Source organism: Vibrio metschnikovii CIP 69.14 (assembly GCF_000176155.1).
Classification (GTDB): Bacteria; Pseudomonadota; Gammaproteobacteria; order Enterobacterales; family Vibrionaceae; genus Vibrio; species Vibrio metschnikovii.
In genome coordinates this window covers 59942-86524 of sequence record NZ_ACZO01000008.1, presented here as the reverse complement: position 1 = coordinate 86524, position 26583 = coordinate 59942, and the positions used below count along the sequence as shown (strand labels likewise).

The following is a 26583-nucleotide window of genomic DNA, read 5'->3' as shown; positions in this document are numbered from 1 at the left end:
AGTATTTATGGACAAGTTGGCTTACCTTTGGTCCTTACCCAGAGCTTATAAACGTTTAATTAGCTTAGCAATTGACACCTTGTTAATCACCGTGTCTTTTTTTGCTGCGCTATGGGCGAGATTAGGTGAGGTAGTTATACCCCCTTCATCTTTAACCACATTGACTTTACTTGGTACTGTGGTTGTCACCTTAGTAGTCTTTACTCGTTTAGGGCTTTATCGCGCGGTGCTGCGCTTTTTAACCTTCCATGCGCTGGTGGTGATTTTCGCTGGTGCCTTGCTGTCTTCATTAGCATTAACATCCTTTGCTTATTATTTTAACGCTGCCATACCTCGCACCGTGCCAGTTATTTATTTAACTTTTCTCGTGTTGCTTTGTGGTGGCGCGCGCATGTTAGTGCGTTCAATGATAGTACAAACCCAGTGCCGTAATAATGATCGCGCTCAAGTGCTGATTTATGGGGCTGGTAGCACCGGGCGGCAACTCGCCATTGCACTGCGTAATTCCCCTCATTACCAAATTAAAGCATTTTTAGATAATGATCTGACCCTGGCCAATACCATTATTCAAGGGGTAACCGTTTATCCGGCACAGATGGCTGAAAGATTAGTTGATAAATATCAGGTAGATAAAATTTTATTGGCTATTCCTCGTACTTCTCGTGCAGAAAGAAAGCAGATCCTTGATGAGTTACTGCATTTACCAGTAGAAGTGCTCACCGTACCTGATTTTGCCGATATTGTTGAGGGGCACGCTACTGTTGATGAATTAAAAGATGTCGCGATAGAAGACTTATTAGGTCGCGATCCGGTTGCTCCCGATGTGGATTTAATGCAGTCAAATATTCAAGGCAAAGTGGTGATGGTCACTGGCGCTGGCGGCTCGATAGGTTCTGAGCTTTGTCGTCAAATTGTGATGCAAAAGCCTAACACCTTGATCTTATTTGAACTGTCAGAATTTGCTTTGTATCAAATCGATAAAGAGTTATCACTGTTTGTTGAAGCTGAACAGCTGGCGGTGGAGATCATCCCACTGCTGGACTCTGTGCAACGTATTAACCGCTTATCTACAGTGATGAAGGCTTTTAATGTACAAACGGTTTATCATGCTGCGGCTTATAAGCACGTTCCTTTAGTTGAGTACAATGTGGTTGAAGGGGTACGTAATAATGTGTTTGGCACTTATTATTGCGCCAGAGCCGCGATTGAAGCCAAAGTTGAATCTTTTGTCCTTATCTCAACCGATAAAGCGGTGCGGCCAACGAATGTCATGGGCACCACTAAACGTATGGCAGAATTAGGATTGCAAGCTTTAGCCCAGCAAGAAGCGCAAAAAGCCCGTGGCACGCGTTTTTGTATGGTTCGCTTTGGTAATGTATTGGGCTCTTCAGGCTCGGTTATCCCTTTATTTAAACGTCAAATAGCTGAAGGTAAGCCGATCACTGTGACTCATCCAGATATTATTCGCTACTTTATGACGATTCCTGAAGCAGCACAGTTGGTGATTCAAGCTGGCGCCATGGGTAAAGGTGGAGATGTGTTTGTTCTGGACATGGGTGAGCCAGTTAAAATTGTCGATTTAGCGAAAAACTTGATTCGTTTATCGGGATTAGAAGTGAAAAGTGTTGAAAACCCGAATGGTGATATTGAAATTAAATTCACCGGTTTACGCCCAGGCGAGAAGCTCTATGAAGAACTCTTGATCGGCGATAACGTTGAGGGCACTGAACATGAGCGGATCATGACAGCGAATGAGCGTTTCTTACCATTAAATGAGTTTGCGATTATCCTCGATAATCTTGATAAAGCTTGTCATCACTTTGATCATGAAGCAATTCGCCAAATTCTATTAGATGCACCTACAGGTTTTGACCCTACTGATGGTATCGGTGATTTGGTGTGGAATGAAAAACAAAAAAAAGAGCAGGCTCAGTCTAATATTGTAGAGTTAAAAACGACCCAGACGGCTTAAACTGAGTCTGTATCTAGACAGTTAGAACTTAGGCGCTCACCTCACCAATTGGCGCATGTGGCAGAATGGATCCCCGCCTTCGCGGGGATGACGATGGTGAGAGTGGTGTTTTTCCTAAGACCTAGAGTATCCAGCCCCATAACCTTTGTCATCATTACGCATTAAGCACCTAGAACCTCAAATCAGAATCTCAAATATTCAAATCAGGAACAAACAATGAAAATTGCAGTAGCAGGTACTGGCTATGTTGGCCTTTCCAATGCGATGTTATTAGCCCAGCATCATCAAGTGGTGGCGGTTGATATCGTTGAACATAAAGTCACCATGTTAAATCATAAGCAATCGCCAATTGTCGATGCAGAAATTGAACACTTTCTTGCTCATAAGCCGCTTAATTTTGTGGCCACCTTAGATAAGCAGCAAGCCTATCAAGATGCCGAGTTCGTGATTATCGCCACCCCCACCGATTACGACCCGCAAACTAACTATTTTAATACCAGTTCAGTTGAGGCGGTGATCCGCGATGTGATGGCGATTAACCCTGATGCGGTGATGGTGATAAAATCGACCGTCCCTGTGGGCTATACCGCACGGATTAAACAAGAGCTCAATTGCGATAATATCCTCTTCTCCCCTGAGTTTTTACGTGAAGGCAAAGCGCTGTACGATAACCTGCACCCATCACGAATTATTGTCGGTGAGCGCAGCGAAAGGGCACAAGTATTCGCCAATTTGTTGCTGGAAGGGGCTGAAAAGAAAGACGTTGCTGTACTGTTTACCGATTCTACCGAAGCAGAAGCGGTGAAGCTGTTCTCGAATACTTATTTAGCCATGCGTGTGGCTTACTTTAATGAATTAGATTCTTATGCTGAGGCCAATGGTTTAGATGCGCGTCAGATCATTGAAGGTGTCGGTTTAGACCCTCGTATTGGTAGTCACTATAATAACCCTTCTTTTGGTTATGGTGGTTATTGTTTACCGAAAGATACCAAGCAGTTACTCGCTAACTACAGCAGTGTGCCAAATAACATCATTGGTGCGATTGTCGAGGCGAACCGTACCCGTAAAGATTTTGTGGCTGATTCAATTATCAAGCGCCAGCCAAAAGTGGTGGGTATTTACCGTTTGATCATGAAAGCGGGCTCAGATAACTTCCGTGCATCGAGCATTCAAGGCATTATGAAACGGATTAAGGCTAAGGGTATTGAAGTGGTGGTTTACGAGCCGGTACTCGATGAGCCGGAGTTTTTCCATTCACGAGTAATTAAAGATTTAAACGAGTTTAAACAAACCGCGGATGTGATTGTCTCTAACCGTATGGTGGAAGAGTTAGCGGATGTGGTCGATAAGGTCTACACCCGTGATTTGTTTGGTAGTGATTAGGGAAGAGCAGGTCCTAGGGGAAAAGCAAAATCCAAGAACCTAGGACCTAAAACCTAACTCCCCCATTATTTTCGAGACTTAAACATGAAATATCTAGTTACTGGTGCTGCTGGCTTTATTGGTAGCGCCACCGTTAAAAAATTGACCGACCAAGGCCATCATGTGGTTGGCATTGATAATATCAACGACTATTACGATGTTAATCTAAAACACGCCAGACTGGCACGGATTGACCACCCGCTATTTCGTTTTATTCAACTCGATATCGCTGATCGTGCTGCCATGGCGCAGCTTTTCGAACAAGAGAAGTTTGAGCGCGTGATTCACCTTGCCGCGCAAGCCGGGGTACGTTATTCACTTGAAAACCCTCATGCTTACGCCGATTCAAACTTGGTCGGTCATCTGAATATTCTTGAAGGTTGCCGACAAAATAAAGTGGGCCATCTAGTCTACGCTTCGTCCAGCTCTGTGTATGGCTTAAATGCTAAAGTCCCTTTCGCGACTTCTGACTCGGTCGATCACCCAGTCTCGTTATATGCAGCCACTAAAAAATCTAATGAGCTAATGGCGCACAGTTATTCGCACCTTTACGATATTCCGACCACGGGGTTGCGCTTTTTTACTGTCTATGGTTCTTGGGGGCGTCCTGATATGGCTCCATTTATCTTTACCAAGAAGATTTTAGCGGGCGAAACCATAGATATTAATAACCATGGTGATATGTGGCGTGATTTTACCCATGTTGACGATATTGTTGAGGGCGTAGTACGCATTGCAGATGTGCTACCAACTCGTAATGCGGCTTGGACGGTAGAATCTGGCACGCCAGCGACCAGCTCAGCCCCTTACGCGATTTATAACATTGGTCATGGTTCGCCAATTAATTTGATGGAATTTGTTAAAGCGATTGAAGATCAACTTGGCATTGAAGCCAAGAAAAACTTCCGTGGTATGCAACCAGGGGATGTTTATCAAACTTACGCAGATACCGAAGATTTATTTACGGCCACAGGTTATCGCCCACGGGTTGGTGTCAAAGAAGGTGTGGCGGAGTTTATTAATTGGTATCGCGAGTTTTATAAACTATGAGGTCCTAGGTTCTAGGAAAAGCAGGTCCAGGGAAGAGCAGGACCTAGGTCCTAGGGAAAAGCCGGTCCTAGGGAAAGCAAAAGCCAGATCCAAACTCCCCCTCAAGAGGGAATTAAACCCGACAGCGTTGGCGGTAAGTAAATCGCTCACCCAACCACTTGGCGTATGTGGCAGAATGGATCCCCGCCTACGCGGGGATGACGAACGTAAGTGCAGATGCTGTATTTGAGCTCCGATGACGTTGATGAATGCGGATGCCAAACGTGAGTATGTATGCCAAACCTGAGAGTGTTGTTTTCCTAGGACCTAGGATCCTATAACCATTAACCATTAACCATTAACCATTACCCATTACCCAGTAAGTTATTATTATGATTAAAAAATGCTTATTTCCTGCCGCTGGCTACGGCACCCGCTTTTTACCTGCCACCAAATCAATGCCTAAAGAAATGATGCCGGTTGTCAACAAGCCCTTAATTGAATACGGCGTTGATGAGGCCATTCAGGCGGGGATGACCGATATGTGTGTGGTCACTGGGCGTGGAAAAAATGTCTTAATGGATCACTTTGATAAAAACTATGAATTAGAACATCAGATCAGTGGCACTAACAAAGAGAATCTCTTAACCGGTATTCGCTCACTGATTGATGCGGCCAACTTTACTTATATCCGCCAACGTGAAATGAAAGGTTTAGGTCATGCAATTTTAACCGGCCAGCCTTTGATTGGTGATAATCCTTTTGCGGTGGTGTTAGCGGATGATTTATGTGTTAATCCTGAGCAAGGGGTATTAGCGCAAATGGTGGCTTTATATAACCAGTTTCGTTGTTCAATCATTGCCGTGCAAGAAGTGCCTGAAGATGAAACTCATAAGTATGGCGTGATTGCTGGTGAAATGATCAAAGATGATATTTATCGAGTTGATACCATGGTTGAGAAACCTGAGCCAGGCACGGCGCCAAGTAACCTAGCGATTATTGGCCGCTATATTTTAACGCCGGATATTTTTGAGCTGATCGAGCAAACTGAGCCGGGTAAAGGTGGCGAGATTCAAATTACTGATGCGCTGTTAAAGCAAGCCAAATCCGGTTGTGTATTGGCCTATAAGTTTAAGGGCCAGCGTTTTGATTGCGGCAGTGTTGAGGGCTACATTGAAGCGACCAATTACTGTTATGAAAATTTATATGGCGCTAAGGGTTAGTCTCGCACCTGCGCTCGTCACTTGGCGTTTTCGGCGGAATGGATCCCCGCCTGCGCGGGGATGAAGAACGTGAGTGGGAGCGTTTAATCAATCACTTAATGAATTTCACTTAATTTGCCCCTCACGAAAGTGAGGAGCAATCATTACCTACCACGGATTATTTTAATTCAGTCCAATAGTCCTTATTTGCTTCCAATAAATCATCCAAAATGGCTTTAGCCACTGAAGCACTAGGAATGGTGGCTGACAGTGTTAGTGCTTGCCATAGTTTTTGGTAAGAGCCTTCAACATGAGCTTGTACGGCCAGTTTTTCTACTGAAACTTGTTGATTCATCATACCTTTCTGGAACTCGGGAATAGCGCCAATTTGCAGCGGTTTTGCCCCAGTACTGTCGACAATACAAGGTATTTCTACCATAGCCGTTGGATCAAAGTTGCTGATCGCACCATTATTGGGAACAATCAGTAACATGCGCTCTTTAGTATTGAAGGCGATGGCTGTCGCAAGGTCGACGATGTAAGAAGCATGCTCTTCTACTTCGATAGTGGTATCAATCGCGGTACCATGTGCAATAATCCGGCGGCATTCGGTGAACACTTCTTTTTCTCTTCCATCCATCACTTCATTGGCTCGGGTGTATTCTTTATTTGAATGTTCCACCACGTAGTCTGGGAATAAATAGTATTTTAAATAGGTGTTTGGAATCGTCTCAGGATCTAGGGCGTAAACATCACGTACTTTAATAAACGTCTCTTTCCAAGATTCATCCGTATGTTGAGCGCCATTGAGGGCACTTGGCGGTAAATAGCCGTGCTCTTTAATGTATTGTTTAATGCGTGGTAGTAAATCTTCCCCTGTTTTGCCATCTTTAAACTCTTTCCACCAACCAAAGTGGTTTAAGCCGTAATACATGACATCAAACTGTTTACGGTCTTGATAACCAAGAATTTCCGCGATACGGGTTTCGATACCAATTGGCATATCACAAAATATTCAATACTTTTGAGTTTGGACGCATGACTCGACAAGCTTCAGCGACAATCGCTGCTGGATTAGAGTAATTCAGCATCCAAGCATTCGGTGAATATTTTTCCATATAGTCAATTAATTCAATGACCGCTGGAATAGAGCGTAGACCATAAGCGATTCCGCCTGCACCACAAGTTTCTTGTCCTACACAACCATGCTTGAGAGGGATCTTCTCATCCTGTTCACGCATGGCATACAAGCCAGCACGAATGTGCGCCATACAAAAATCAACATCGGTAAAGGCTTCTTTTGGATCCGTGGTGTAAGAAAACTCAATGTGCGGAGCCCGTTCTTTGAGCAAGATTTGACAAGCTTTAGCCACTACTTCTTGACGCTCGGCGAAGTTATCATAGAACTTTAATTGACGAATAGGGAAGCGTTCTTGGTTTTCTAATAGCATCATCACGATGCCTGGGGTAAATGTTGAGCCGCCACCTGCAATAACGATAGAGAATTGTTTTTTCATGTTAAACCTCACTTTTAAATTAGTCTGTGTTTGTGTTGAGCATCGCCACATTGCGGCGCTCCTTTAAATCATGTTATTCATTGGTTATGTCGTATATGGGTGTATTCACTGTTGCTCTTTTGAGCTAACTTGCGGCAATGACGACTGAATCTGTGATTTCTTGTCTTTGCTGCATAATTCGTTCACAAGCCTCCCTGAGTTGCGGAACGTGTAAGCCAATAATCACTTGAATGGCGCAGCCGTTTTTGACTAGGTTCACAGCACCGTTTTCCATAAAATAGGTGGCGTTAGCAACTTGTTGTGGATCTTTGACTGTCACACGCAGGCGAGTCGCGCAATTACTTAAGTCAGTGATATTGTCTATGCCTCCAAGCCCTTCAATGGTTTGCATGGCTTGGACTTGTAGTGGTGTGGCTGATGAAGAGCCGTTGTCGACAATACCGTGTTTTTGGTTGAAGTCTTGTTTGGTGCGCAGTTTGAGTTCAGCGCCATCTCTGCCAGGTAACAGTACATTAAATTTAATGATTAAGTATTTGAAAGTTAAGTAATAAATAACGGTAAAGCTCAGTCCGATAGCGGTTTGGGTCACCATCATATAAGTATGGCTGCCAAGCAGTGGAATCCAATTGCCAGTGACGATTTCGATCAGTCCGCCTCCCATATTGCCAACGACACCGAACATATACATCACCATCGCCATGGTTCCAGCCAATAACGCATGAACAGCGAATAGCCAAGGAGCGATAAATAAGAAGGTGAATTCTAAGGGCTCGGTAATGCCAACAAACACCGCGGTTAAGGTGGCAGGGATCAGTAACGCGGCTACTTTTTTACGATTTTCTGGTTTAGCGGTATGGTACATGGCAAGGGCGATTCCGCTGCAACCGAAGACTTTAGAGTTACCATGTAAGGCGAAACCGCCAGCAGGGAAAAGGTCTTTAATCGCTTGGCTAGATTGATTAAAGGTTTCTAAGCCAGCAAACCAGTCGACATAAATTCCATTAGGGGTGGCGATATTACCGAAGACAAAAGGCGCATAAATAAAGTGATGTAGGCCAGTCGGAATTAAAATTCGTTCTAGGAAAGTATATAGCCAAACTCCAAATGCCCCTGAATTTACAAGAAAACCTTGTAAATCTAAGATGCTGTGTTGAATACTAGGCCAGATATAAAGGGTTAACCAAGCCGCGGGTAACATAGCGCAAAAAGCAATGATTGCGACAAAAGCGGTGCCTTGGAAAATACCTAAATACGCTGGGAGGGGTTTATCAAAAAAACGATTATGTAATCCCGTGACAATGGCGGAGATAATAATGGCTCCAAAGATACCGGTATCTAAGGTTTTTATTCCAGCAATATCAGTCAGTCCTGATACCCCACCAATCGATTGTGAAAAATCGACATCGAAGAATGCCCCCCACTGTAAGCCCATCGCATGAACAAAATAGTTAAAGGTTAAGTAGGAGACCATGACCACGAGTACAGCCCGAGCATGAGCCGTTTTTGCCAAGCCAATCGGCAGACCAACCGCAAATAGTAGTGGCATATTGCGGAAAAGTGTCCAAGCTCCTTCTTCAATGATAAAGAGTATCTGATAATACAGGCCGTCGGGATTCGCTAAATCACCGACAAAAATTGGGTTTTTGAGTACGATCGTCAGGCCAACCATAATCCCAACAAAAGGAAAGAGCAGTACGGGGGTAAACATTGCCCCACCTAAGCGTTGTATTGCACTTAACATTGGAAAATCCTTCTAGTGTATCGATTAATGTGTCCCAAACTTCTTGGGAGATAATGGTAAATTGCCTTAAGACAGAGTTAATGTACCGATATGATATATATAGTACAAATATAGGATGTATTTATTGTTATCCTGGTAATAAAAAAACAAAGTGATCATTACAAGTTGTGATTTAGATATAAATATATAATGTATTCGTAGTTGCTGTGCATGAGTTCGAGCTAAAAGTAAAATCTACGAGTTGATAGGTATTTAATTTGTTACTTTTTGGTGCATGATGCTTTCTCGCTGGAGAGAGATAATGTTATATAAAAAAGTCATGTTGGCGCTAAAGCAGCGTATTGATTCAGGTGAGTTTCAAATTGGTGATAATTTACCGACCGAAAGCAAATTGGTTGAAGAGTACGCTGTTAGCCGAATTACCGTGCGTAAGGCCATAGATGAATTAGTGAAAATGGCGATGGTCGAAAAACGCCAAGGGGCTGGAACAACGGTAATTGGTCAAAGTATGACAGGTTCTATGTCTAATCTGCGTAGTAATCGAGAATACCTTGCTGAGTCGGGAGGAAAACTGAGTTATGAAGTTGATCAGTTTTCCTTGATAACGCCACCCGATCATGTCGCTCAGGCTTTAATGATCGATCGCAATGAAAAAGTCTTTTTTATTCGACGCTTTATGTACATTAATGAGGTGTTGTCGATTTACGAAGATTCTTATATGCCAGTGCGCTTATTTCCAGATCTTAGCCTGAATCATTTGAGAGGCTCTAAGTACTACTATCTAGAACAGATCTTAGGGTTGAAGATTGATGGTGCGATTCAAGATTTTGAAGCCATTTTACCCAATGAACATATGGCTCAATGTTTAACGGTTAGTGAACAAACACCATTATTGAAGTTAATTTCAGTAGGAAAATTAACGGACGGTCAGCTGTTTGAATACACTGAGATCGTCAGTAAGCCGAAGACTTACTCTTACAAACATTATTTAAAACGTTAGTCATTGATAGCATTAATCATAATGTGCAGCTTGCTGTTTGATGTCCACAGCCTAACGGAGTAGGTTTTAAACTAAGATCCTAGGAAGGGGATATCATCGTGCTTTTTAGTTCTGATTATCGATTATGGAATACAGGGACTTATGTTGTTGTCTCTGTACTCCATAACCAAGTTTTAAGTTATGTTCAGATCAGACCAAATAACCGCTGGAAAATTTCTAACGACAGTCTGAATGATAGAATATCTCATCGACCCAGCTTGGGTTGTCGATAAACGGGTTACGGTTATTTTGTATGTCATAAATTTTCTCGTGACGGTTACGTTCAAATTCATCAACCGGATCTTGCTGGTGCCATCTGAGTAGCGTGCATAAATCACCAAGTTTAGTTGTAGGTGTACTGTATCCAGGGAGGAGGTCTAACTTTAGGCCATCATTATCGTTACCTTGATAACGCGTAGCCATATAAAACATCATCCGTGCAATATCACCTTTCACCTCATCACGTGGCTCAAAGGTTTGTTTACTGGTATCTTTTTTATTACCGACATCTGGTGATTCACTCGTCGCGACGCCACCTTCATAAAATTCAAAATTACCTCGTTCATTGTTCATTCCCTCATCTGCGGGGCGAAGATGATGAATATCGGTGTCAGCGTATGAACTACGACTCCATCCTCCTTTTGACCTTGGCCAGACATGTTCCCGGTTCCAATTATCTTGTCCCAACGAGCCTTGTCCTGTGCGTTGCTCTTTTGATTGTGATCGTCCGGTATACAGTAAAATCACGTTGTCTGAGTTATATGGGTCTTCATCGGTGATCATTAATGCTCGCCAAACATCTGGTGTTTGAAGATTACTATTATCCGTATATTGCAGACGAATATGACCGGTGGAGACGATTGTATTCAAGGCGTGCTTTAATTCATCGCCCGTTTTTTCCAAGGCCGCATTATAGTAGCCATTAGGATTAAAAATATCCGAATTTTCAGGAGGCGTCGGTGTAGCATTGATGATGCAAGTCGAAGAAAATGGCTGCATCACATGAGGGTGATGAGCTTCAATATACTTGGCACTGGCATTAAAGCTAACCATTAAGGCGATGCACAATAGCTTTTTCATTATTTGTATCTCTTATTCTGATTCTGATGGAGTTTAAACGGCATTAGGCTTGTTGATTGCGTATGCGGCGTAACAATGGCAATAACAGTAAAAAACTGAACAAACCAAGGCCACCCCCACTGCTACTATTTTCAGCAGCATCAGGTTGTGTACCTGTCTCTGAATCATCACCAAGATCATTGTTTGAGCTAAGCGCTAGGTTTAGCGTCAAAAGGATCGGATCGTGGGAAGATGAGCGGTACCAATTGGTTTCGTCAAATGTCATCCCAGATTGATAATTTAACAGTGCAGATTGAGCTGAGTTAATTGACCAAGGTGCAGAATCGACGAATTTATCTCTCAGCGAAGTTGACATGAAAATATAGTCCACTCGACCTGATTCAGCGTTGCGTTCAATAGAATACCGTTCAGAGTTTCTATCTCGGATCGCAACAGCATCGACGTATGAATTTAGCTCCGTTGGGCTAAAAACGAGAGCTGCTTTTTCTTTTGGATAAGCGTGTAGGCTACCCAGAATTAACTGGTGGTCAGTTTTCTTACTCATCGCTTCAATAATTGCTTGGCTGGCTTGTTGGCGTAATTGGTCACAAGGAGTCGTTTGTTGAGTCGTGTCACCATGACAGTTTTGATCGCGATTGACTAGGTCAACAGCGGCCACAACTAGCTCTATGGGGTTTTCTTTAGAGTGAATGTTTAATGTTGCGATAACAGTCTCGTTCATGGAGATGCTTTGCTTGTCATCGCTTGGCATTGTTAATAATTCAAGATCATTTAACTTGAAAACAGAGGGCCGATAAAGAATATAACTTGCGGTTGGATTATTCCCTACGTAGTGATCTTGATTGCTGGCGTTCCATTTAGCGACTTGATAATGCTGTTTGTTCTCTTGGCCTTTATTGATTTTCGTTAGTAAATAATCAATAGCGGAGCCCTGTTCAAAACCGTTATTTTCGACTTGTAAGAGTGCAATTAGATCGGAATTCATAGTGTGAATGGCAGCCGTTAATTTTTTAATTTGTAAGTCAAGATCGGCTTGATCTTTAGCTCCACCAGTCACAAATCCAGTTTGACTATGATTATCGACCGCTGGATTGTTATTACCGTGAAGGTGGGAAATAAACAATCCTTCGGTATTGAAGGTGACAATTTTTATATTACCTTCATTAATGACGGGATCAGAGCTATTTATCTGTCGAGTGAATGACTCTGAATTGGCTTGTTTAGTGACATATAAACGATAATCAGAATGAGAGTAACCAATGATCCCCTCAATGTTCGAGGCTCGATCGCCAATTGAGATCAAATTCTGCTCAATACCGTTAGTGTTTTTTGCAAAATCGGGATACCAAACTATCGGTTGATGTTTGCTTCCTGTTTGGGTTGCTTCGACAACCAATCGTTGGTCTAGGTTACAATCGGCTTGACGGATCGCTTCATTACTGCCGGGTAAATGATTTTGATGAGGATGAATGTTAGGTTGTTGATAAGCTAGCACCATATTATAGCGCTGAGGGCCGGTATCGAAAGCAAAGCTACGTGAAACGTACATATTTGAATCATCGGTAAAGCGCACCAACATCCCTTCGTGGCGCTCAAGGGTTTCGGCGTAATAGCGATCAGATAGTAATCTGGTCACGGTTGTCGGTTCGATATTATGGCCGGACGATATTTTTGTGATATTACCAGTAGGGACTAACTGGGTTGAACCAAATTGCTCAATCACTTTTCCTGTAACAGTCACTTTATCGCCAATCGAATAGCCTTGTACGAGGCCCTGAACGAAAATAGCGTCAGAAGTCAGCGGGTTATTGTCACCAAATTCATCTTGTATAAAAAATCCAATTGGTAGATCCTTTCCAAGGTCGCTATTAGTTTGAATATGGGTAATCACGCCATTAACTCGAAAAACTTCATCAGATTCAAGTTTACCATTAGCTGGATCCGTATAAGGTGAGGCCCAACCGTCCCCTTGTAGATCCATGATAGTTGTATCTATAGCGGTGATTGGTGGGATCGTTGGTGGTATCTCTTGATTATCCAGTTTCGGTGGAGTGCCGATATGACTCCAATCGTTGATGATTCCTGTACTGTGCCAATGTTCAGGTTTAAAGGTGGTCGAGGATTGAACGTTAATTCTTCGTAATGATGTATCTTTATTAAAGTCTTCACGAATACCGAGTGTTCCAACAATATCAATCAGTTGCTGTTGATGAAATAAGCCAACAATATCGTCGCCATTAAAGGTTGTTACGCGAGTATCTTGTAGATCGGCCAGTGCTAATAATTCTGGATCTGCTTGAGAATGAGCAATTACATAGGTTTGTGAAGGCTGCATAACGGTAATAGGAAGACTGAGTGTACTACTGCTCCAGTCCTGTGCACCATTATGGGCAATTCTTAGCGTGTATTGTTCAAGATTGATATTTTCTTGACTAATATTAGTGAGTTCTATCGCTTTGTTGTTTCCTGAACCTTCAGTTGTTTCTGAAATGATTATTTGGCTATGGGCTGGTAATGCGCACATTATTGCAAGTGCGACTATATTTACTTTATTCATCATAAACTCATATCTATAAGCTGCAATTTATATCAATATTTTAAACGATACTAAAATTATCATTGTGATTAGTGTTGGACTTATAATATTTAAAAATGGTTAATCAGTTTATATATATGGATGATCACTAATTAAACATTAATTGTAATTATTTTTAACGATGTTTATTTTTTGAGAGAGTTATCGTTTGCTTTTTGTTTTTATGCCTTTACATTTGAGTTTTATTTATTATCAAAAATAATGAAGGCTAAATTAGTTTTTAGAAAATCCCACTCTGTTACTATCTTTTCCTGCCAACTGCCTCGAATTTTCTTTTTCTCCCCATCTTGTTTTTTTATTCATTATGCTAGTGTTTGCTTATTGGGTTTGTGAATAAGGCAAAGGATATGCAAATACTTCATCATGGCGGTAAACATACTGTCACCGGTTCTTGTCACGAGTTGCGCGTCGATGGTGTAGCGGTACTGATCGATTGTGGGCTGTTTCAAGGTAAAGATGCGACAGACATTGAGTTGGATTTTCCGGTGGAGCATATCGATGCACTGATTGTGACTCATGCTCATATTGATCATATTGGCCGTATACCGTGGTTGCTTGCTGCCGGTTTTACCGGGCCGATTTATTGTACGCCAGCCAGTGCAGAGCTTATCCCATTAATGTTAGAAGATGGGCTTAAATTGCAATTGGGCCTGAATCGTGAGCAAATTCAGCAAGTTTTGCAAGCCATAAAACAATGGTTACGTCCTCTTTGTTATGGTGAATGGGTAACCATTTCGGACTATGGTCAGGCTCAGGCGTCACTGCAACTTCGCTTTCAACCGGCTGGACATATTCTCGGTTCCGCTTATGTTGAGCTTCGTTTAGCTAACAGTGAAGTGGTGGTGTTTTCAGGCGATTTAGGACCAAGCAATACTCCGTTATTACCTGATCCCCAATCACCACAGCGCGCCGATTATCTTGTCATTGAGACAACGTATGGTAACCGTAATCATGACGATGTGGCTGGTCGCGCTGAGAAGTTACGCGAAATCATCCAACGCTCATTAGAAAATGGCGGCACGATTTTGATTCCCGCCTTCAGTGTTGGCCGTACCCAAGAGCTATTGTTTGATATTGAACGCTTGATTTTTGAGCACAAAATTGATGCCGATCTGCCGATTATTCTTGATTCACCGATGGCTCAACAAGTCACCCAATCGTATCGCCGCTTCAAAACACTATGGGGAGAAGAGGCCAAGCAGCGTTTAGAGATGCATCGTCATCCGCTGGCTTTCGATCAGTGCATACAAATTAGTGATTATCGTACTCATCAGGCGCTAGTCAATCGTCTCGCCTCAACCGGTGCGCCCGCGATTGTGGTTGCCGCATCGGGGATGTGCCAAGGCGGACGAATCGTTGAATATTTAAAAGCCTTGCTTGGAGATGAGCGTACCGATGTGATTTTTGCAGGCTTTCAAGCGGAGGGAACCCTAGGTCGAGCAATTGCCCAAGGCGAAAAATCGATTTGTATTGATGGGGAAGAGATTGATGTGAAAGCCAGTATTCATGTTATATCGGGGTACTCCGCCCACGCGGATCAATCTGAATTACTCGCGTTTATTAAATGTATCGACCAACCACCAAAGGAAATACATTTGATTCACGGTGAACGCTCAGCTAAGCAAGGTTTTGCTAAAGCGTTGGAAATTATCGGTTATAGGGGAGAGGTTAGAATTTAGATATAACATTGGAGTGTGGAGTGCGCAAGATTTCGAGCCTAGGGACCTAGGTGTCGTAGATTTCGTTTACTATTCTGTTGTATACGGTATTCAGATCTTGGCCGCTGATTTTTTGAGTTTATGTAATGATCTTCATCATGGGTTCTAGATTTCCGTTTACATAGAACCTAGATCCTTCGGTCTTTTATGTTTCGTTTCAACTTTCATTTCATACTAAATTCACAATTAAATTGCTCTGATTTATTCACGTGGACTATAGTTTAACATTGAGCATACCTGTAACTAATGGTAAGGGTTTGTGACTGAGCAGGCGGGTGGTCTGTTCTATGGATAACCTCATAATATAGGAATACATGGAATGAACAGAACGTTATTAGCAACGGCTATTCTTACTTCCATTGCCTTGGTTGGCTGTGGTGGTGGAAGTAGCAGTTCCAAAGTGACTCCTGAGAGTCAATCAAAAGTATCTGGTGTGGTGAATAAAGGTTTAGTTCGCGATGGTTTAGTGAAAGTTTGTGTGGCTAGTGCAGCAAATGTTACTGAACAGCAATGTCCGAATGGAGAAGTGCTAGGTAGCACTAAAACCGATGAACGTGGACAATATACTTTCAGTGGCTTACCTCAAAATAGAGCGCTACTGTTTGTGCTGACCTCACATGATGATCCTGACATTATCACGCAAATGAAGTGTGACTTTCAGGCTTGTCTTGATGAGGGTAAAACCCTCGGTGAGTGGATGAATGTTGATGATGATTTTAAACTCATCTCGATTCTCGCCCCTGATGCTGATTCAATAACCGCACACATGACCAGTATCACTGATGCGATCGCTAAACACACTATTCGTGCTTCACGTGGCAGTGAAGAAGTCAACCTTGACGTGATTAATAGTAGCCGCAGTGTGATGGCTCAATTATTTGGGCTTGATGCACAAAAAGTGATGTCGTTAGGTGCTGTCGATTTAACGGACGCGGCGGCGATACAAGCTGCCGCGGATGCTGGTGATGTTGAGTCTCTCAAAGTTGCCGCGCTGTCTGCAGCATTTGCAGATACAAAACCGAATTTAGATAATTTATTTACCCTGGCTGATAATCTGATTAACTCAGTAGATGATGATGAGACCAACACTTGGGAAGAGGAGCGTAAAGCTTTACTAAACGGTGCTTCTTCAGTCATTAATACCGTGGTTACTGAACTTTCTAAAGATGAAAGTGTCGATCTTAAGTTAGATGATGTCGTGCAAAAAATTGACGAAGCCAAAGCGTCCAAACCCAATATTACCCCGCCTGCCGAAACGGATGAGATTACTACAGCTAAAGCGTTAGTTCAGCAAGTTCGTACTGTGTACGACGCCACTCAAGAGGAGGGAGCACTGCGAGAAGGGTTTATTCGTTTAGGCGACAGCTTAGATCCGATCCCTGATTTATTACAAGATGATGTGACAACCACTTTTGAAACATTGACTTCTGCGCTCATGTCTATCGCCCATAAAATCGATGATCAATTGGTTGAAGAGGCGGGTGATTGGCAAATCACTCAGCAAGGCGATACCTATACGATTAATACAGAGACGGTGAAGCTGGTCGTTTCTGGTTCAGCCAGCCTTGTTTTGGATGAGCAAGAAACCGAACAAGGCGGTTCGATGAATGACAGTGCTGCTATTAATCTGACTATTTCTGAACTGTGGATAAAACAGGGCTCGGTTGAGCTGGAAGCTGCCAGTGGTAAAGCTGAGGTGGTGTCGTTTGTCTCGCAAGAGAGTTGGGAGCACGAAGCTTCAGAGGGCGATCATGACTTTAGCGAAACATGGATGCTTAAAGCTGAAAAATTGCATTTTGCGTTGAATGAAATCAGCCTTCAAGCCAAGGATAATAAAGAAAATCCTTTGTTATTAACTGGTAGTATTGCATTTACCGCTAACCAACCTGAAATAAAAGGTAAGCATTCTTCTTCATACACATCGACGGGACAGCAAGGCCAGTCGGAGAACTTTGATGAAGAAACCTTCAGCGCGCGTAGCCTCGATTTTAACTTAGGGGTTCGTTTAGACTATCAAGATCAAACATTAGAGGCTTCTTTAAGTATTGCTCTCGATAATCCAAACGGTGTGGTTTATTTCACCAGTATGCGTGAAGCATGGCAATGGGGTGAGGGTTATAACTATGACGTTAGCAAAGGAAGTGATCTTGCGCTACCGGGTTCAAGCTTGGATGACATTAAGCCAGAGACGCCAACGCAGTTCCTGCGTGGTTCTTTATTAGTGAGTTTAGAGAGTAAAGTTAATCCAGATAACCCACAACTCGCGAAAGTTAGCTTACAAGCCTCTCGCCCAGCGTTTGATTTGTTGAATCTGAATGGCACCATTGTTTATAACGAGCAATCATTGACGTTAAAAACTCAAATCAATACTGAGAAAGATGAGCCATTAAACGTTGAACTCTCTAATGGTCAAGCAATTGCTCATTTACGTGAAGATGATAAGGGACAAGTGGTAGGAACGATCAGAGTTGGCAATAAACAAGTGGCTAGTATTGATGCACCACGTAATTCTGTCAGTGTGGTCCGTTATATCAATGGCCAGTTTGAATCATTATTCTAATTAGGTGTTGCTATACTCAAGAGCCCTATACAGGGCTCTTGAACGTTTGAGATGTCATTATGTCGAGTGCTTTTTTGTTATTGCCAAGCTTAAGTCTGTTTCCAGTATCCGAACCGAATACCGAATGGCAGCTATTTAGCCAGGCTCAGGCTTTTGGTTATTCACAAGAGAATGGTATTTATCCGTTGGTGAAGGGCGATAAAATGGCCTATACACCGGCCAAACATGCGTTTACTTTAAACCAAGCGGAAATGGGGGTCCGTTATCAGCAGTTTTCTTTTTCTTTACTCGCTCGTTATGAGTGGTACTTGCGCTTTAGTCCCGATACCATGTTGCTGTATGGCGAATCGGTCAATCGACAAGATATGCAAGCGGGTAAACGTTATGATGTTGACTTACGTGTTGAGCATTTAATCAGCCAAGGCATTAAACTGGCGTGGACATCGGATCCCTCTCAGTCTTTTATCTGGCATGTTTCCGCAAGTTATTTACAAGCTCAAGACATGATGAGTGGCCGGTTACATGGGCAAGTAGGGCAAACGGGAAAGAATGATTATGATGGCCTACTCGAGTTAGATTATGCCTACAGTAAAGATGTATTATTAAAACGCAAGGTACAAGCGCCATCCAGTTACTTTGGTTATACCAGTGATATCGGCATTCATTGGCAGTTCCACGAGCGAGCATTCCTCTCCTTGCTAGCGCAAGATTTCTACAGCAGTATTTATTGGCGTGATATGCCTTATACGGTTGCTACCGCTAATACGGCAACGGCGGAGACTGATGAAAATGGTTTTGTTTCTATTAAACCTTTAGTTAATGGGGTTGAAGGATTTCGCGATTATACTCAGCGTCTCCCCGTTAAGTATCATACTCGATTCGGTTATCTTTCTGGACAACATGCTTACAGTATCAAAAACGTTTATGTCGATAGACTCTGGTTAACTGACTTGGAATGGTCAACTCAATGGCGAGACAATTTCCGTTCCCGTTTGAGTTATAATTGGCAAACCAAGGCCATTGGAGTTGAAGGTCAATGGCGATGGTTTACTTTTGGTGTTCAAAGTGATCAACTGGATTATCAACAAGCAACAATATTGAATCTTACTCTCGGCATTGTGATACCATTTTAATCTTCTTTATTGATCAGGACTTCGATTTTCTGTTTGTATTTAATCTCAATGTTTCACTCAGCCTTCGGTAACTGCGCTAATAAAAAGGGCAGTAACAATAAACCAATTACGCTGGCACAAAGAGAAATGGCGATGAAAAAACCGTTCCAATGATAGGTTTCTAAAATCATCGCTAATGGATAACCGGCGAGAGCTGCGCCCATGTAGGCAAATAAGCCGACAAATCCGGTTGCAGCGCCTGCTGAATCTTTATGTGAACACTCTGCGGCGGCCATACCAATCAACATTTGCGGGCCAAATACAAAAAAGCCAATACAAAATAGTGCGGCGGATTGAAAGATAAAATGGGTCATTGGCATTAACCATAATGCGGCCACAGAAAGGAAAATACCGCTGGCGAACAATAGATTCATTGGTCCACGATTGCCAGAAAAAAGCTTGTCCGACCCCCAGCCTGCGACAAGAGAACCAACAAACCCACCCACTTCAAACAGTGATAACGCGGCATTGGCATTAATTAGGCTGTAATGATGCTGCTCGGTTAAATACAAATTTCCCCAATCATTGATCGCGGTGCGCACGATATACACCAAGATGTAACTCGCAGCAAGTAACCAGATGTAGGGATTACTAAAGACATATTGCGCTAAAATCTCTCGATAGCTCAGTCCTTTGCCTTCATTTTCTTGCGCAAGTTCAAGGGTATCTTTACGCCAGCGCCCGATGCTTGGCAAGCCTAATGAAACGGGTTTATCTCTAAGTCGCCAGCACAGTACGATGCCGATCAGCACGCCAATCACTCCCGGCCAAATAAAGCCGTGTCGCCAGCCAAAATGCAGGGTTAAAAATCCGACTAAAATAGGGATCAATGCGCCGCCAACATTATGCGCCGTATTCCAAATGGCCCAATACCAGCCTCGTTCAGATCGTGAATACCAGGTGGTTAACAGCTTTGAGCAAGCTGGCCATCCCCAGCCCTGAAACCAAGCGTTCAAGACCCAGAGCAAAATAAAGACGCTGAGCGAACTGGAAAAACCAAAAGCGATGTTAATCAATCCGGTGGCGATTAAGCCCAGCCCCATAAAGTAGCGAGGATTGGCCCGATCTGAGATGGTGCCAGAGAGAAACTTTGAACAGCCATAGGTGATATAAAAAAGTGTCCCGAGCAGTCCTAAATCGCCTTTATCCAATCCTAAATCAGTCAGCAAACTCGGCGCGGCGTAATTGAGTGTGCGCCGAGTAAAATAAAAGCCAGCGTAGCCCAAATACATGCCGATCATGATATGCAATCGCCAATGATCGTACGTGGCTTTGATGGTATGCGGATTAGTCAGCGCTGGTGGCGTGGTTGAGTGATAAAGAAAACGAAACATAAGCGATGTCATACCCTAGGCAATTGAATGTGCAAATGGGTTCCGCTAGGAAGTATTGGTTGCGATTGTAGCTTAAAGTGTCCGCCGAGCGCTTGTACGCGCTCTTGCATGCCTTTAATTCCCATTCCCTTGAGTGGGTCGATTTTACTGATCCCGACACCATCATCTTTAATCGTCAAAGACACCTGTTTGTCGATGGTTAAGTCAATCTCAATATGGCGCGCATGAGCGTATTTGCGGGCATTATTAAGCGCTTCTTGGCAGAGTCGAAATACGGTGACTTGCAAAGTATCGCTCAGTTGCTCCGTTGGCCCTTGGCTAGTTAAACGAACCTCAATGCCATTGTGAGCAAATTCCATTTCACGAATGAGCTGCCCAATCGCTTCTAATAGCTGCAAATCATCCAATGATTGCGGCCTAAGTTTACTCAGCAGTCGTTTGGTGGTGTCATAAACGTTAAGCGATAAAGACTCGATAGTATTGGCACTGTCTTCACGCATCTGGGCTTGTTCGGTGCGTTTGATAATGCTCGCTTGAGTACGAATGGCGGTGATGCTTTGGCCAATTTCATCGTGTAATTCACGCGCGACTTCTTTTCTGACCGATTCTTCGGCTCTGACCAATTGTTGAGAGAGCGACTGATTGCGGTATAACTCTTTACTCAGTTGGCGATTGAGATCTTGTAGCCTTTGTACGGCGACGCCAAGGAAAATGCCAGTCAGGCTTTGCGCGGAAATCGACAGCAGTAAATCAGTGATGGCTAAGTTAGAGACATCATTTCGCGTCGCGATTAAAGCAACGCTATTGAGTAGGGTTGCTAATAACGCGCCTTGCCAACCGTAGCGAAAAGCCAACACGATGATCGGGATAGCAAGACAAAAAGGGGCAAAGCGGCGTAGCTCTTCTGGTAGGCTGGTTTGTAGAATAATACTAACGGTAAATAAGAGACCACAAAGCAAAACCGCTTTGACATTAAAGCTGGGTTTTCGACGGATCAGTTGTACGGAAAGTGGTAACCAACGTGTTTGAAACAGATAATTCCAGAGTAAGTAGCAGGTTGGCACAAGCATTAATCCACCAGTTAAACTGACTAACCAAGTGAGGTAGATTGAAGGGACATGGAAACTTACCGAAGCGGTATTGAGGGTGGCGCATAGCGCAATGGTCAGACAGATCACCGTTAAGCGTCGCCATTGTTCGCCATGATAATAGCGCTGAGCAAAAGCGGTGATCGGGATACTCAATCCACTGGCAATCAAAATTGTTAGCCACTGCGGTTGTGCCAAGAGCAGCGCTAAACTGATGGTCAGCGCCCACTCGGTGAAATACAGAATCGGCCAATAGCGATGGGAACAATGGAGCGCAATTCCTAATCGCAAAGCAAAAGGGAAAAACAGGATCGCTAATTCAGGATCGTTGACAAAGTAAAAACCAATCACCCATAAGCAAAACCAAGTGCAAGCGATGAGGCAAAAGCTACATACGGCGGTAAAAGGATGTAAGCGCATTAGGTTAAGTTGTGATGAATGAGGTTCGCCAAAGCAACGGTGTTACTCACGCCGAGCTTTTCCATACCGTTCGCTCGATGGACATGGACAGTTTTTGGGCTCAGTCCTAATTGTTGGGCGATCGTTTTAACGTCGATACCATCGGCGAGCAATTGACACACTTCTCGCTCGCGTGGGGTCAGTGATGCCAGCGGTGAAATCGGATGTTTCGGTGTTACTAAACGGCTGGCAATATCAGCCGTTAAATAACAGCCTCCACTCGCGCAGGTCTTTACCGCTTGGATTAATTCATCAGGGCTACAGCGTTTACTCAGGTAACCTTTAGCACCGAGCTCTAACGCTTTTTCCACCATGGCGGGAGAATCGTGAACACTGAGCATAATCGCTGCCAACCCAGAGGGCAGATCCGCCAATAAACTAAAGCCACTTTCATTGGCCATCGAAATATCCAATATCACCACATCGGCATGGCAGCTTGGTAGGCCTCGCCGAGCTTCATCAAGGGAACCAAAAGAGCCGACAACTTGAATATCTGGGTCTAAATTGAGCAGCTGGGCAAAGCCTGAGCGGACGATGACATGATCATCGACGAGTACCACGTTGTGCATAAAATTGAATCAGTCTGTAACCAAGAGGGTAAATTAACGCTAAATAGACGCGCTGGCAATCGGTAGTTATTGAGCTTCTCCCCATCACACCGTGAATGGATGTGATCGGGAGATTGATGAGGAGATTAAGCTTGTGAGCTAGAAAGAGATAATAAGCGTTTTTTCTCTTTACGGATTTTCTTCTCTTCGGCAATCGCGACAAATGCCAGTAGACCAATGCAGAGGAAAGCTGAGGTATCGAGCGCGGCAAAAGTGCCCTTCCAGCCGGTTAATCCAAAAATCGGCGTGCCATCGGCGATCATACCTAAGCCTAATTTCGCAAAGCTATCACCAATCAGATAAGCAAAGGTGCCTTTGACGCCATCGGCCACCGAGATGGCTTTTTTCGGCACGAAACCGACCGCAGCAACACCGATCAACAACTGAGGGCCAAACACTAAAAAGCCTAAGGCAAAGAGTGAAGAAAGGTACATCAATTCGCTGGTGGCGTGTTGATAAAACTCTAAGGTCATGATGATCAACGCAAGCGATACGCAGGCAACTAAGGCTCGGCGACCATTCGCTAAATCGGATAAGTATCCCCACATTAAGGTTCCGACCAGCGCACCGACTTCAAACATGGTAAAGCCGGAAATCGCGACTTCTTTTGATAGTCCTAGCTCTTGGAAGGCATAAACCGTGGACCATTGGTCGATACCAATACGTACCACGTAGAGAAAGATATTGGCAAAACAGAGCAACCAAATCACTTTGTTTTTTAGTATATATTCAACAAAGATTTGTCGCTGCGTCATCTGGTTCTCTTCGGCGGCGGTATCTTCTTCGCTGATGACCTCATTAAACAGTTCTTCTACTTTACCTAAACCATAGGCTTCTGGCGAATCACTACCGTAGCGTAGGCCAATAAAACCGATGACAATCGCCAGTAGCGAAGGGAAAACGAACATGCCGATCACATGGCCATCAAACAAGTAGTTAGCGCCAAACAAAGCGACCCCAGCTGCGCCAGCGCCTCCCACGTTGTGTGACATATTCCACAAACCTAAATAAGAGCCGCGTTTATTACGCGGGGTCCATTTGGTGATGGTTGAATAACTCGATGGTCCCCCAGTACTTTGGAATAGGCCGCTTAAAGAGTAAAAGGCGATCATCAAAAATAGACTGACGCTACCGCCGCCCATACTGAAACTGAAGCCCAGCATGGCGATACCGGAGAGGATCAGCATAAAAGGCAGAAATTGTTTGGTATTTTTGCCATCGGCATAGTAAGACACCACCGTTTTACCGATGCCGTAAGTAATTGAGAAACCAAGGCCAATTAAGCCCAGCTCCGTCATTGATAAACCGTAAGTCGAAATCAAATCATTTTGGGCAATATTGAAGTTTTTACGCACCAAATACATTGCCATATAGCCAATAAAGACCACCAAATAAGATTGGATAAAGGGTTTAAACCACATTTTCCGTCTGACTTCGAGTGGAAGATCTAACGTCGGTTTTCTGACCTGCTCTAGAAATTTCAACATAATACGTTCTCTTTGCCGTATAAATAAAAGGGGTATTTAAGCGTTGTCGCAAAGTGTATGGCTTGTTGGCTGGTTGAGCATGAGAGAGGGTCTTAGATCAACTAAGAAAAAGTCTTAGAAACGGCAAGGTGTTGTACAAAGCGTGAATAAGGTCACGCTTGGTGAGGAAGTGATAAGAGGGGTATTTAGTTAACCGAAATCACAGCTTGACCGACTTTATTTGCAGTTATCATGCATCACTGTAATGATAACTCTCACAGGAAAAGAGGTCTGTTGAGGTCAGTAATGATTACGGTTGCGTTAGTGGATGACCATGCAGTGGTTCGTTCTGGCTTTGCTCAATTGCTTAATGTAGAAGATGATATTCAAGTGGTTGGTGAATACGGTGATGCACAAGCTGCATTTTTAGCGCTTTCAAAAAAACCAGTAGATGTCGTGATTATGGATATCTCGATGCCTGATGAAAGTGGCTTAAGTCTCTTGGCTCGTCTGAAAACGCTGCACCCTCATTTCAAAGCGATTATTTTAAGTATTTATGACTCAGCTTCTTTTGTGAGTAAAGCGATCGATAGTGGAGCGAGTGGTTATTTATCGAAGCGATGTGGTCCTAGTGAATTAGTCGATGCGATTCGTATGGTGGCACGTGGACACCGTTATTTGTGTGCTGATGCGTTGTTTAATTTGAGTAATCCTCAAGAAAAAAATGTGCTGATGGAGTTAACCAAACGAGAGCGTGAGATTTTTTTCTTATTGATCCAAGGCAAAGATGCTAAGGAAATTGGACAAGTGCTATTTCTGAGTTATAAAACTGTCCATGTTCATCGAGCCAATATTTTGAACAAACTTGGTTTAAGTAATATTGTCGATTTGATTCGTTTCGCGATACAACATCGTTTACTTGCTCAAGATTCGTAATGAAAAATAGTCATTATTTATTTCATGGCATGTTTGCTTTTCTTTTTTATGGGATAAGTCAGTTTTGTTTATGGAATATCAGTCGTTATCTAACGACGGATCATTTGATGGCATATTTACTCTTTCCGTCTGGTTTGAGGCTTGCAGTAGGATTATTAGCCCCTAACTTCGTGCGTTGGGTTTGCTTAGGGACAGATTTGTTACTCGCTGGGGTGATTTTATGGTTATTATCTGCCACGCCAGTGACCTATTTTATGTTTATTTTTCCAATCTTGAGTTTTAGCCTTGCGGCTATATGCGGTTTATATAAAGCGGCTTTACTTCATTACTGGCAGAAACTTTTACTACTGATGGGATTGATGATTAGCCATGCCCTCTTCGTTGGTATCGTCTTTTTTTTGTTATCCAAACCATTAGCACTTTCTTTCATTGATATGATCAACGCCTCTGTGGTGACCTTAACCGGCGCTGTAGTGGTAACGCCATTTCTTTATTTATTATCTGATTATTTAAAACATCAAATTTGGCTACCTCTCACTCCAAGTCTCATTCACCAAGACGTTCGCTTAAGTCCTTGGGTCTTAGTGTGGAGTCTGTTCTTTTTTAGCTTGGGGTTATTGGCTGAGCTGGTTTTGCTGGAGCAGATGAAACCATTAGCTCTACTGATCATTATTTTGCCAAATATTTTCTTGGCGTATCGGTATGGTTGGCAGGGAGGGGTACTGGCTAGTGTCATGAATTCCATTTTACTGGCTGCAGCGAGACAGGTGAGTGGCTCATTTTCGTCTGAGCAGGAGCTTTTGATCTTTATGGCCTCTCAATCCTTAGTGGGATTGGGATTAGGGATCGCTATCAGCCGTCAGCATAGTTTGGCGAAGGCGTTACAGCAAGCCAATCAGCGTTTAGCGACTCAGCTAATGGATAAGCAGCGTCTCGCGAGGCAGTTGATCACTATCGAGGAAGAGGTTCGTAAATCGGTTGCTCGTGAACTGCATGATGATATTGGACAAAATATTACCGCAATTCAGATCCAAGCAAGGTTAACCGAACGTTTGGCGTCGACAGACCCAGTACGGCAAAGCGCTAGCCAAATTCATCACATTGCAATGAATATCCATCAAGCCACCCGCCAATTACTAAAACGGTTAAGGCCTCATCTATTAGATGAGCTAGGACTTGAATCTGCGATACGACAGCTTATTCAAGATATGCGTTTTGCCGAACATGGAATTAATGTGTTGCTCAATATTGGCTTAGACAGCTATAAACTCGATGATATGACGTCAGTGACGCTGTTTCGAATGCTACAAGAATTACTCAACAACATTGCTAAGCATGCTCAAGCAAGCGAAGTGCAAATTACCCTTTTTCCTGGTAGTGATTTGACTTTAGAAGTCAAAGATAACGGTATTGGCTTGCCTGATGACTGGTCCATAAGAGGGCATGGTTTGATTGGTATTCGCGAACGTGTGAGTGCACTAGGTGGCGATTTTTCTGTGTTAACCAGTCAACGAAGCGGTCAAGGCATGCATATTGTTGTTAACTTGCCCACAAAATAGTCATTGGTTATCCAAAAATAGGAATTATTCCTAGTCAATTAAAGTGAGGTCTCATGTTTTTTGTCGTTTCATTGTCTAGGATGAG

General features: G+C 43.3%; 19 protein-coding genes. 10 read left to right on the top strand and 9 right to left on the bottom strand.

From position 1 onward, the window contains the following. Positions 1-7 precede the first annotated feature (7 nt). From VIB_RS15805 to galU, 4 genes are all read left to right on the top strand, one after another. Positions 8-1972: a polysaccharide biosynthesis protein gene (locus VIB_RS15805; RefSeq protein WP_040905676.1), complete on the top strand. Its 1965-nt coding sequence runs from the start codon at positions 8-10 to the stop codon at positions 1970-1972. Positions 1973-2188: 216 nt separating this feature from the next. Continuing rightward, on the top strand, positions 2189-3355 hold the full coding sequence (locus VIB_RS15800; RefSeq protein ID WP_004397415.1) for a nucleotide sugar dehydrogenase: 1167 nt from the start codon (positions 2189-2191) through the stop codon (positions 3353-3355). Positions 3356-3439: 84 nt separating this feature from the next. Beyond that, positions 3440-4444, top strand: coding sequence for an NAD-dependent epimerase (locus VIB_RS15795; RefSeq protein ID WP_004397414.1), 1005 nt, complete (start codon positions 3440-3442; stop codon positions 4442-4444). Positions 4445-4815: 371 nt separating this feature from the next. After that, entirely contained in the window at positions 4816-5646 is an 831-nt protein-coding gene (galU, locus tag VIB_RS15790; RefSeq protein WP_050782772.1) for a UTP--glucose-1-phosphate uridylyltransferase GalU, read from the top strand. A 157-nt stretch (positions 5647-5803) separates the two neighbouring features. On the opposite strand, the gene VIB_RS18260 is transcribed toward galU, so the two are convergent. The 3 genes from VIB_RS18260 to VIB_RS15780 all read right to left on the bottom strand — a co-directional run bounded on the left by VIB_RS18260 (position 5804) and on the right by VIB_RS15780 (position 8883). Then, a complete protein-coding gene (locus tag VIB_RS18260) occupies positions 5804-6628 on the bottom strand; it encodes a family 4 glycosyl hydrolase (protein WP_004397412.1) in 825 nt (274 codons plus the stop codon). A gap of 1 nt (position 6629) precedes the next feature. Next, a complete protein-coding gene (locus tag VIB_RS18255; RefSeq protein WP_004397411.1) occupies positions 6630-7142 on the bottom strand; it encodes a family 4 glycosyl hydrolase in 513 nt (170 codons plus the stop codon). Positions 7143-7266: 124 nt separating this feature from the next. After that, entirely contained in the window at positions 7267-8883 is a 1617-nt protein-coding gene (locus tag VIB_RS15780) for an alpha-glucoside-specific PTS transporter subunit IIBC (protein WP_004397410.1), read from the bottom strand. A gap of 301 nt (positions 8884-9184) precedes the next feature. On the opposite strand from VIB_RS15780, the gene VIB_RS15775 reads away from it, so the two are divergent. Then, positions 9185-9883, top strand: a complete 699-nt coding sequence (locus VIB_RS15775) for a GntR family transcriptional regulator (protein WP_040905672.1) — start codon at positions 9185-9187, stop codon at positions 9881-9883. A 216-nt stretch (positions 9884-10099) separates the two neighbouring features. On the opposite strand, the gene VIB_RS15770 is transcribed toward VIB_RS15775, so the two are convergent. Continuing rightward, the gene (locus VIB_RS15770; RefSeq protein ID WP_004397405.1) at positions 10100-11002 is read right to left on the bottom strand and encodes an endonuclease I family protein; all 903 of its coding nucleotides are present in this window, start codon (positions 11000-11002) and stop codon (positions 10100-10102) included. Positions 11003-11045: 43 nt separating this feature from the next. Then, positions 11046-13559, bottom strand: coding sequence for an ExeM/NucH family extracellular endonuclease (locus VIB_RS15765; RefSeq protein WP_004397404.1), 2514 nt, complete (start codon positions 13557-13559; stop codon positions 11046-11048). 386 nt (positions 13560-13945) lie between these two features. Between VIB_RS15765 and VIB_RS15760 the strand changes: the two genes are divergently transcribed. From VIB_RS15760 to VIB_RS15750, 3 genes are all read left to right on the top strand, one after another. Then, positions 13946-15277 (top strand): MBL fold metallo-hydrolase RNA specificity domain-containing protein, encoded by a 1332-nt coding sequence (locus VIB_RS15760; protein WP_004397402.1) that lies wholly within the window; start codon positions 13946-13948, stop codon positions 15275-15277. Positions 15278-15635: 358 nt separating this feature from the next. Continuing rightward, positions 15636-17876, top strand: a complete 2241-nt coding sequence (locus VIB_RS15755) for a hypothetical protein (protein ID WP_004397400.1) — start codon at positions 15636-15638, stop codon at positions 17874-17876. A 59-nt stretch (positions 17877-17935) separates the two neighbouring features. Further along, positions 17936-19009 carry a hypothetical protein gene (locus VIB_RS15750; RefSeq protein ID WP_004397399.1) on the top strand — a complete coding sequence of 358 codons (1074 nt, stop codon included), beginning with the start codon at positions 17936-17938 and terminating at the stop codon, positions 19007-19009. A 53-nt stretch (positions 19010-19062) separates the two neighbouring features. Here the strand turns inward: VIB_RS15750 and uhpC are convergent, their stop codons facing one another. The 4 genes from uhpC to uhpT form a co-directional block, all read right to left on the bottom strand. Beyond that, positions 19063-20382: an MFS transporter gene (gene uhpC, locus VIB_RS15745; protein ID WP_004397397.1), complete on the bottom strand. Its 1320-nt coding sequence runs from the start codon at positions 20380-20382 to the stop codon at positions 19063-19065. An 8-nt stretch (positions 20383-20390) separates the two neighbouring features. After that, complete coding sequence (gene uhpB / locus VIB_RS15740) at positions 20391-21890, bottom strand: signal transduction histidine-protein kinase/phosphatase UhpB (RefSeq protein WP_004397395.1); 1500 nt, start codon at positions 21888-21890, stop codon at positions 20391-20393. Next, a complete protein-coding gene (gene uhpA / locus VIB_RS15735; protein WP_040905665.1) occupies positions 21890-22498 on the bottom strand; it encodes a response regulator transcription factor UhpA in 609 nt (202 codons plus the stop codon). The genes uhpB (VIB_RS15740) and uhpA overlap by 1 nt, the downstream gene beginning before the upstream one ends. 125 nt (positions 22499-22623) lie before the next feature. Continuing rightward, complete coding sequence (gene uhpT, locus VIB_RS15730; protein WP_004397393.1) at positions 22624-24024, bottom strand: hexose-6-phosphate:phosphate antiporter; 1401 nt, start codon at positions 24022-24024, stop codon at positions 22624-22626. A gap of 285 nt (positions 24025-24309) precedes the next feature. Between uhpT and VIB_RS15725 the strand changes: the two genes are divergently transcribed. Both VIB_RS15725 and uhpB (VIB_RS15720) read left to right on the top strand, forming a co-directional pair. Then, a complete protein-coding gene (locus VIB_RS15725; protein ID WP_004397391.1) occupies positions 24310-24939 on the top strand; it encodes a response regulator transcription factor in 630 nt (209 codons plus the stop codon). Next, the gene (gene uhpB, locus VIB_RS15720; RefSeq protein WP_004397390.1) at positions 24939-26498 is read left to right on the top strand and encodes a signal transduction histidine-protein kinase/phosphatase UhpB; all 1560 of its coding nucleotides are present in this window, start codon (positions 24939-24941) and stop codon (positions 26496-26498) included. Before VIB_RS15725 ends, uhpB (VIB_RS15720) begins: the two co-directional genes overlap by 1 nt. Positions 26499-26583: the final 85 nt, after the last annotated feature.

Bases quoted from the DNA above. Each gene is read 5' to 3' on its own strand.
- VIB_RS15805 (WP_040905676.1), top strand. From the start codon at position 8: ATGGACAAGTTGGCTTACCTTTGGTCCTTACCCAGAGCTTATAAACGT.
- VIB_RS15800 (WP_004397415.1), top strand. From the start codon at position 2,189: ATGAAAATTGCAGTAGCAGGTACTGGCTATGTTGGCCTTTCCAATGCG.
- VIB_RS15795 (WP_004397414.1), top strand. From the start codon at position 3,440: ATGAAATATCTAGTTACTGGTGCTGCTGGCTTTATTGGTAGCGCCACC.
- galU (WP_050782772.1), top strand. From the start codon at position 4,816: ATGATTAAAAAATGCTTATTTCCTGCCGCTGGCTACGGCACCCGCTTT.
- VIB_RS18260 (WP_004397412.1), bottom strand. From the start codon at position 6,628: ATGCCAATTGGTATCGAAACCCGTATCGCGGAAATTCTTGGTTATCAA.
- VIB_RS18255 (WP_004397411.1), bottom strand. From the start codon at position 7,142: ATGAAAAAACAATTCTCTATCGTTATTGCAGGTGGCGGCTCAACATTT.
- VIB_RS15780 (WP_004397410.1), bottom strand. From the start codon at position 8,883: ATGTTAAGTGCAATACAACGCTTAGGTGGGGCAATGTTTACCCCCGTA.
- VIB_RS15775 (WP_040905672.1), top strand. From the start codon at position 9,185: ATGTTATATAAAAAAGTCATGTTGGCGCTAAAGCAGCGTATTGATTCA.
- VIB_RS15770 (WP_004397405.1), bottom strand. From the start codon at position 11,002: ATGAAAAAGCTATTGTGCATCGCCTTAATGGTTAGCTTTAATGCCAGT.
- VIB_RS15765 (WP_004397404.1), bottom strand. From the start codon at position 13,559: ATGAATAAAGTAAATATAGTCGCACTTGCAATAATGTGCGCATTACCA.
- VIB_RS15760 (WP_004397402.1), top strand. From the start codon at position 13,946: ATGCAAATACTTCATCATGGCGGTAAACATACTGTCACCGGTTCTTGT.
- VIB_RS15755 (WP_004397400.1), top strand. From the start codon at position 15,636: ATGAACAGAACGTTATTAGCAACGGCTATTCTTACTTCCATTGCCTTG.
- VIB_RS15750 (WP_004397399.1), top strand. From the start codon at position 17,936: ATGTCGAGTGCTTTTTTGTTATTGCCAAGCTTAAGTCTGTTTCCAGTA.
- uhpC (WP_004397397.1), bottom strand. From the start codon at position 20,382: ATGTTTCGTTTTCTTTATCACTCAACCACGCCACCAGCGCTGACTAAT.
- uhpB (WP_004397395.1), bottom strand. From the start codon at position 21,890: ATGCGCTTACATCCTTTTACCGCCGTATGTAGCTTTTGCCTCATCGCT.
- uhpA (WP_040905665.1), bottom strand. From the start codon at position 22,498: ATGCACAACGTGGTACTCGTCGATGATCATGTCATCGTCCGCTCAGGC.
- uhpT (WP_004397393.1), bottom strand. From the start codon at position 24,024: ATGTTGAAATTTCTAGAGCAGGTCAGAAAACCGACGTTAGATCTTCCA.
- VIB_RS15725 (WP_004397391.1), top strand. From the start codon at position 24,310: ATGATTACGGTTGCGTTAGTGGATGACCATGCAGTGGTTCGTTCTGGC.
- uhpB (WP_004397390.1), top strand. From the start codon at position 24,939: ATGAAAAATAGTCATTATTTATTTCATGGCATGTTTGCTTTTCTTTTT.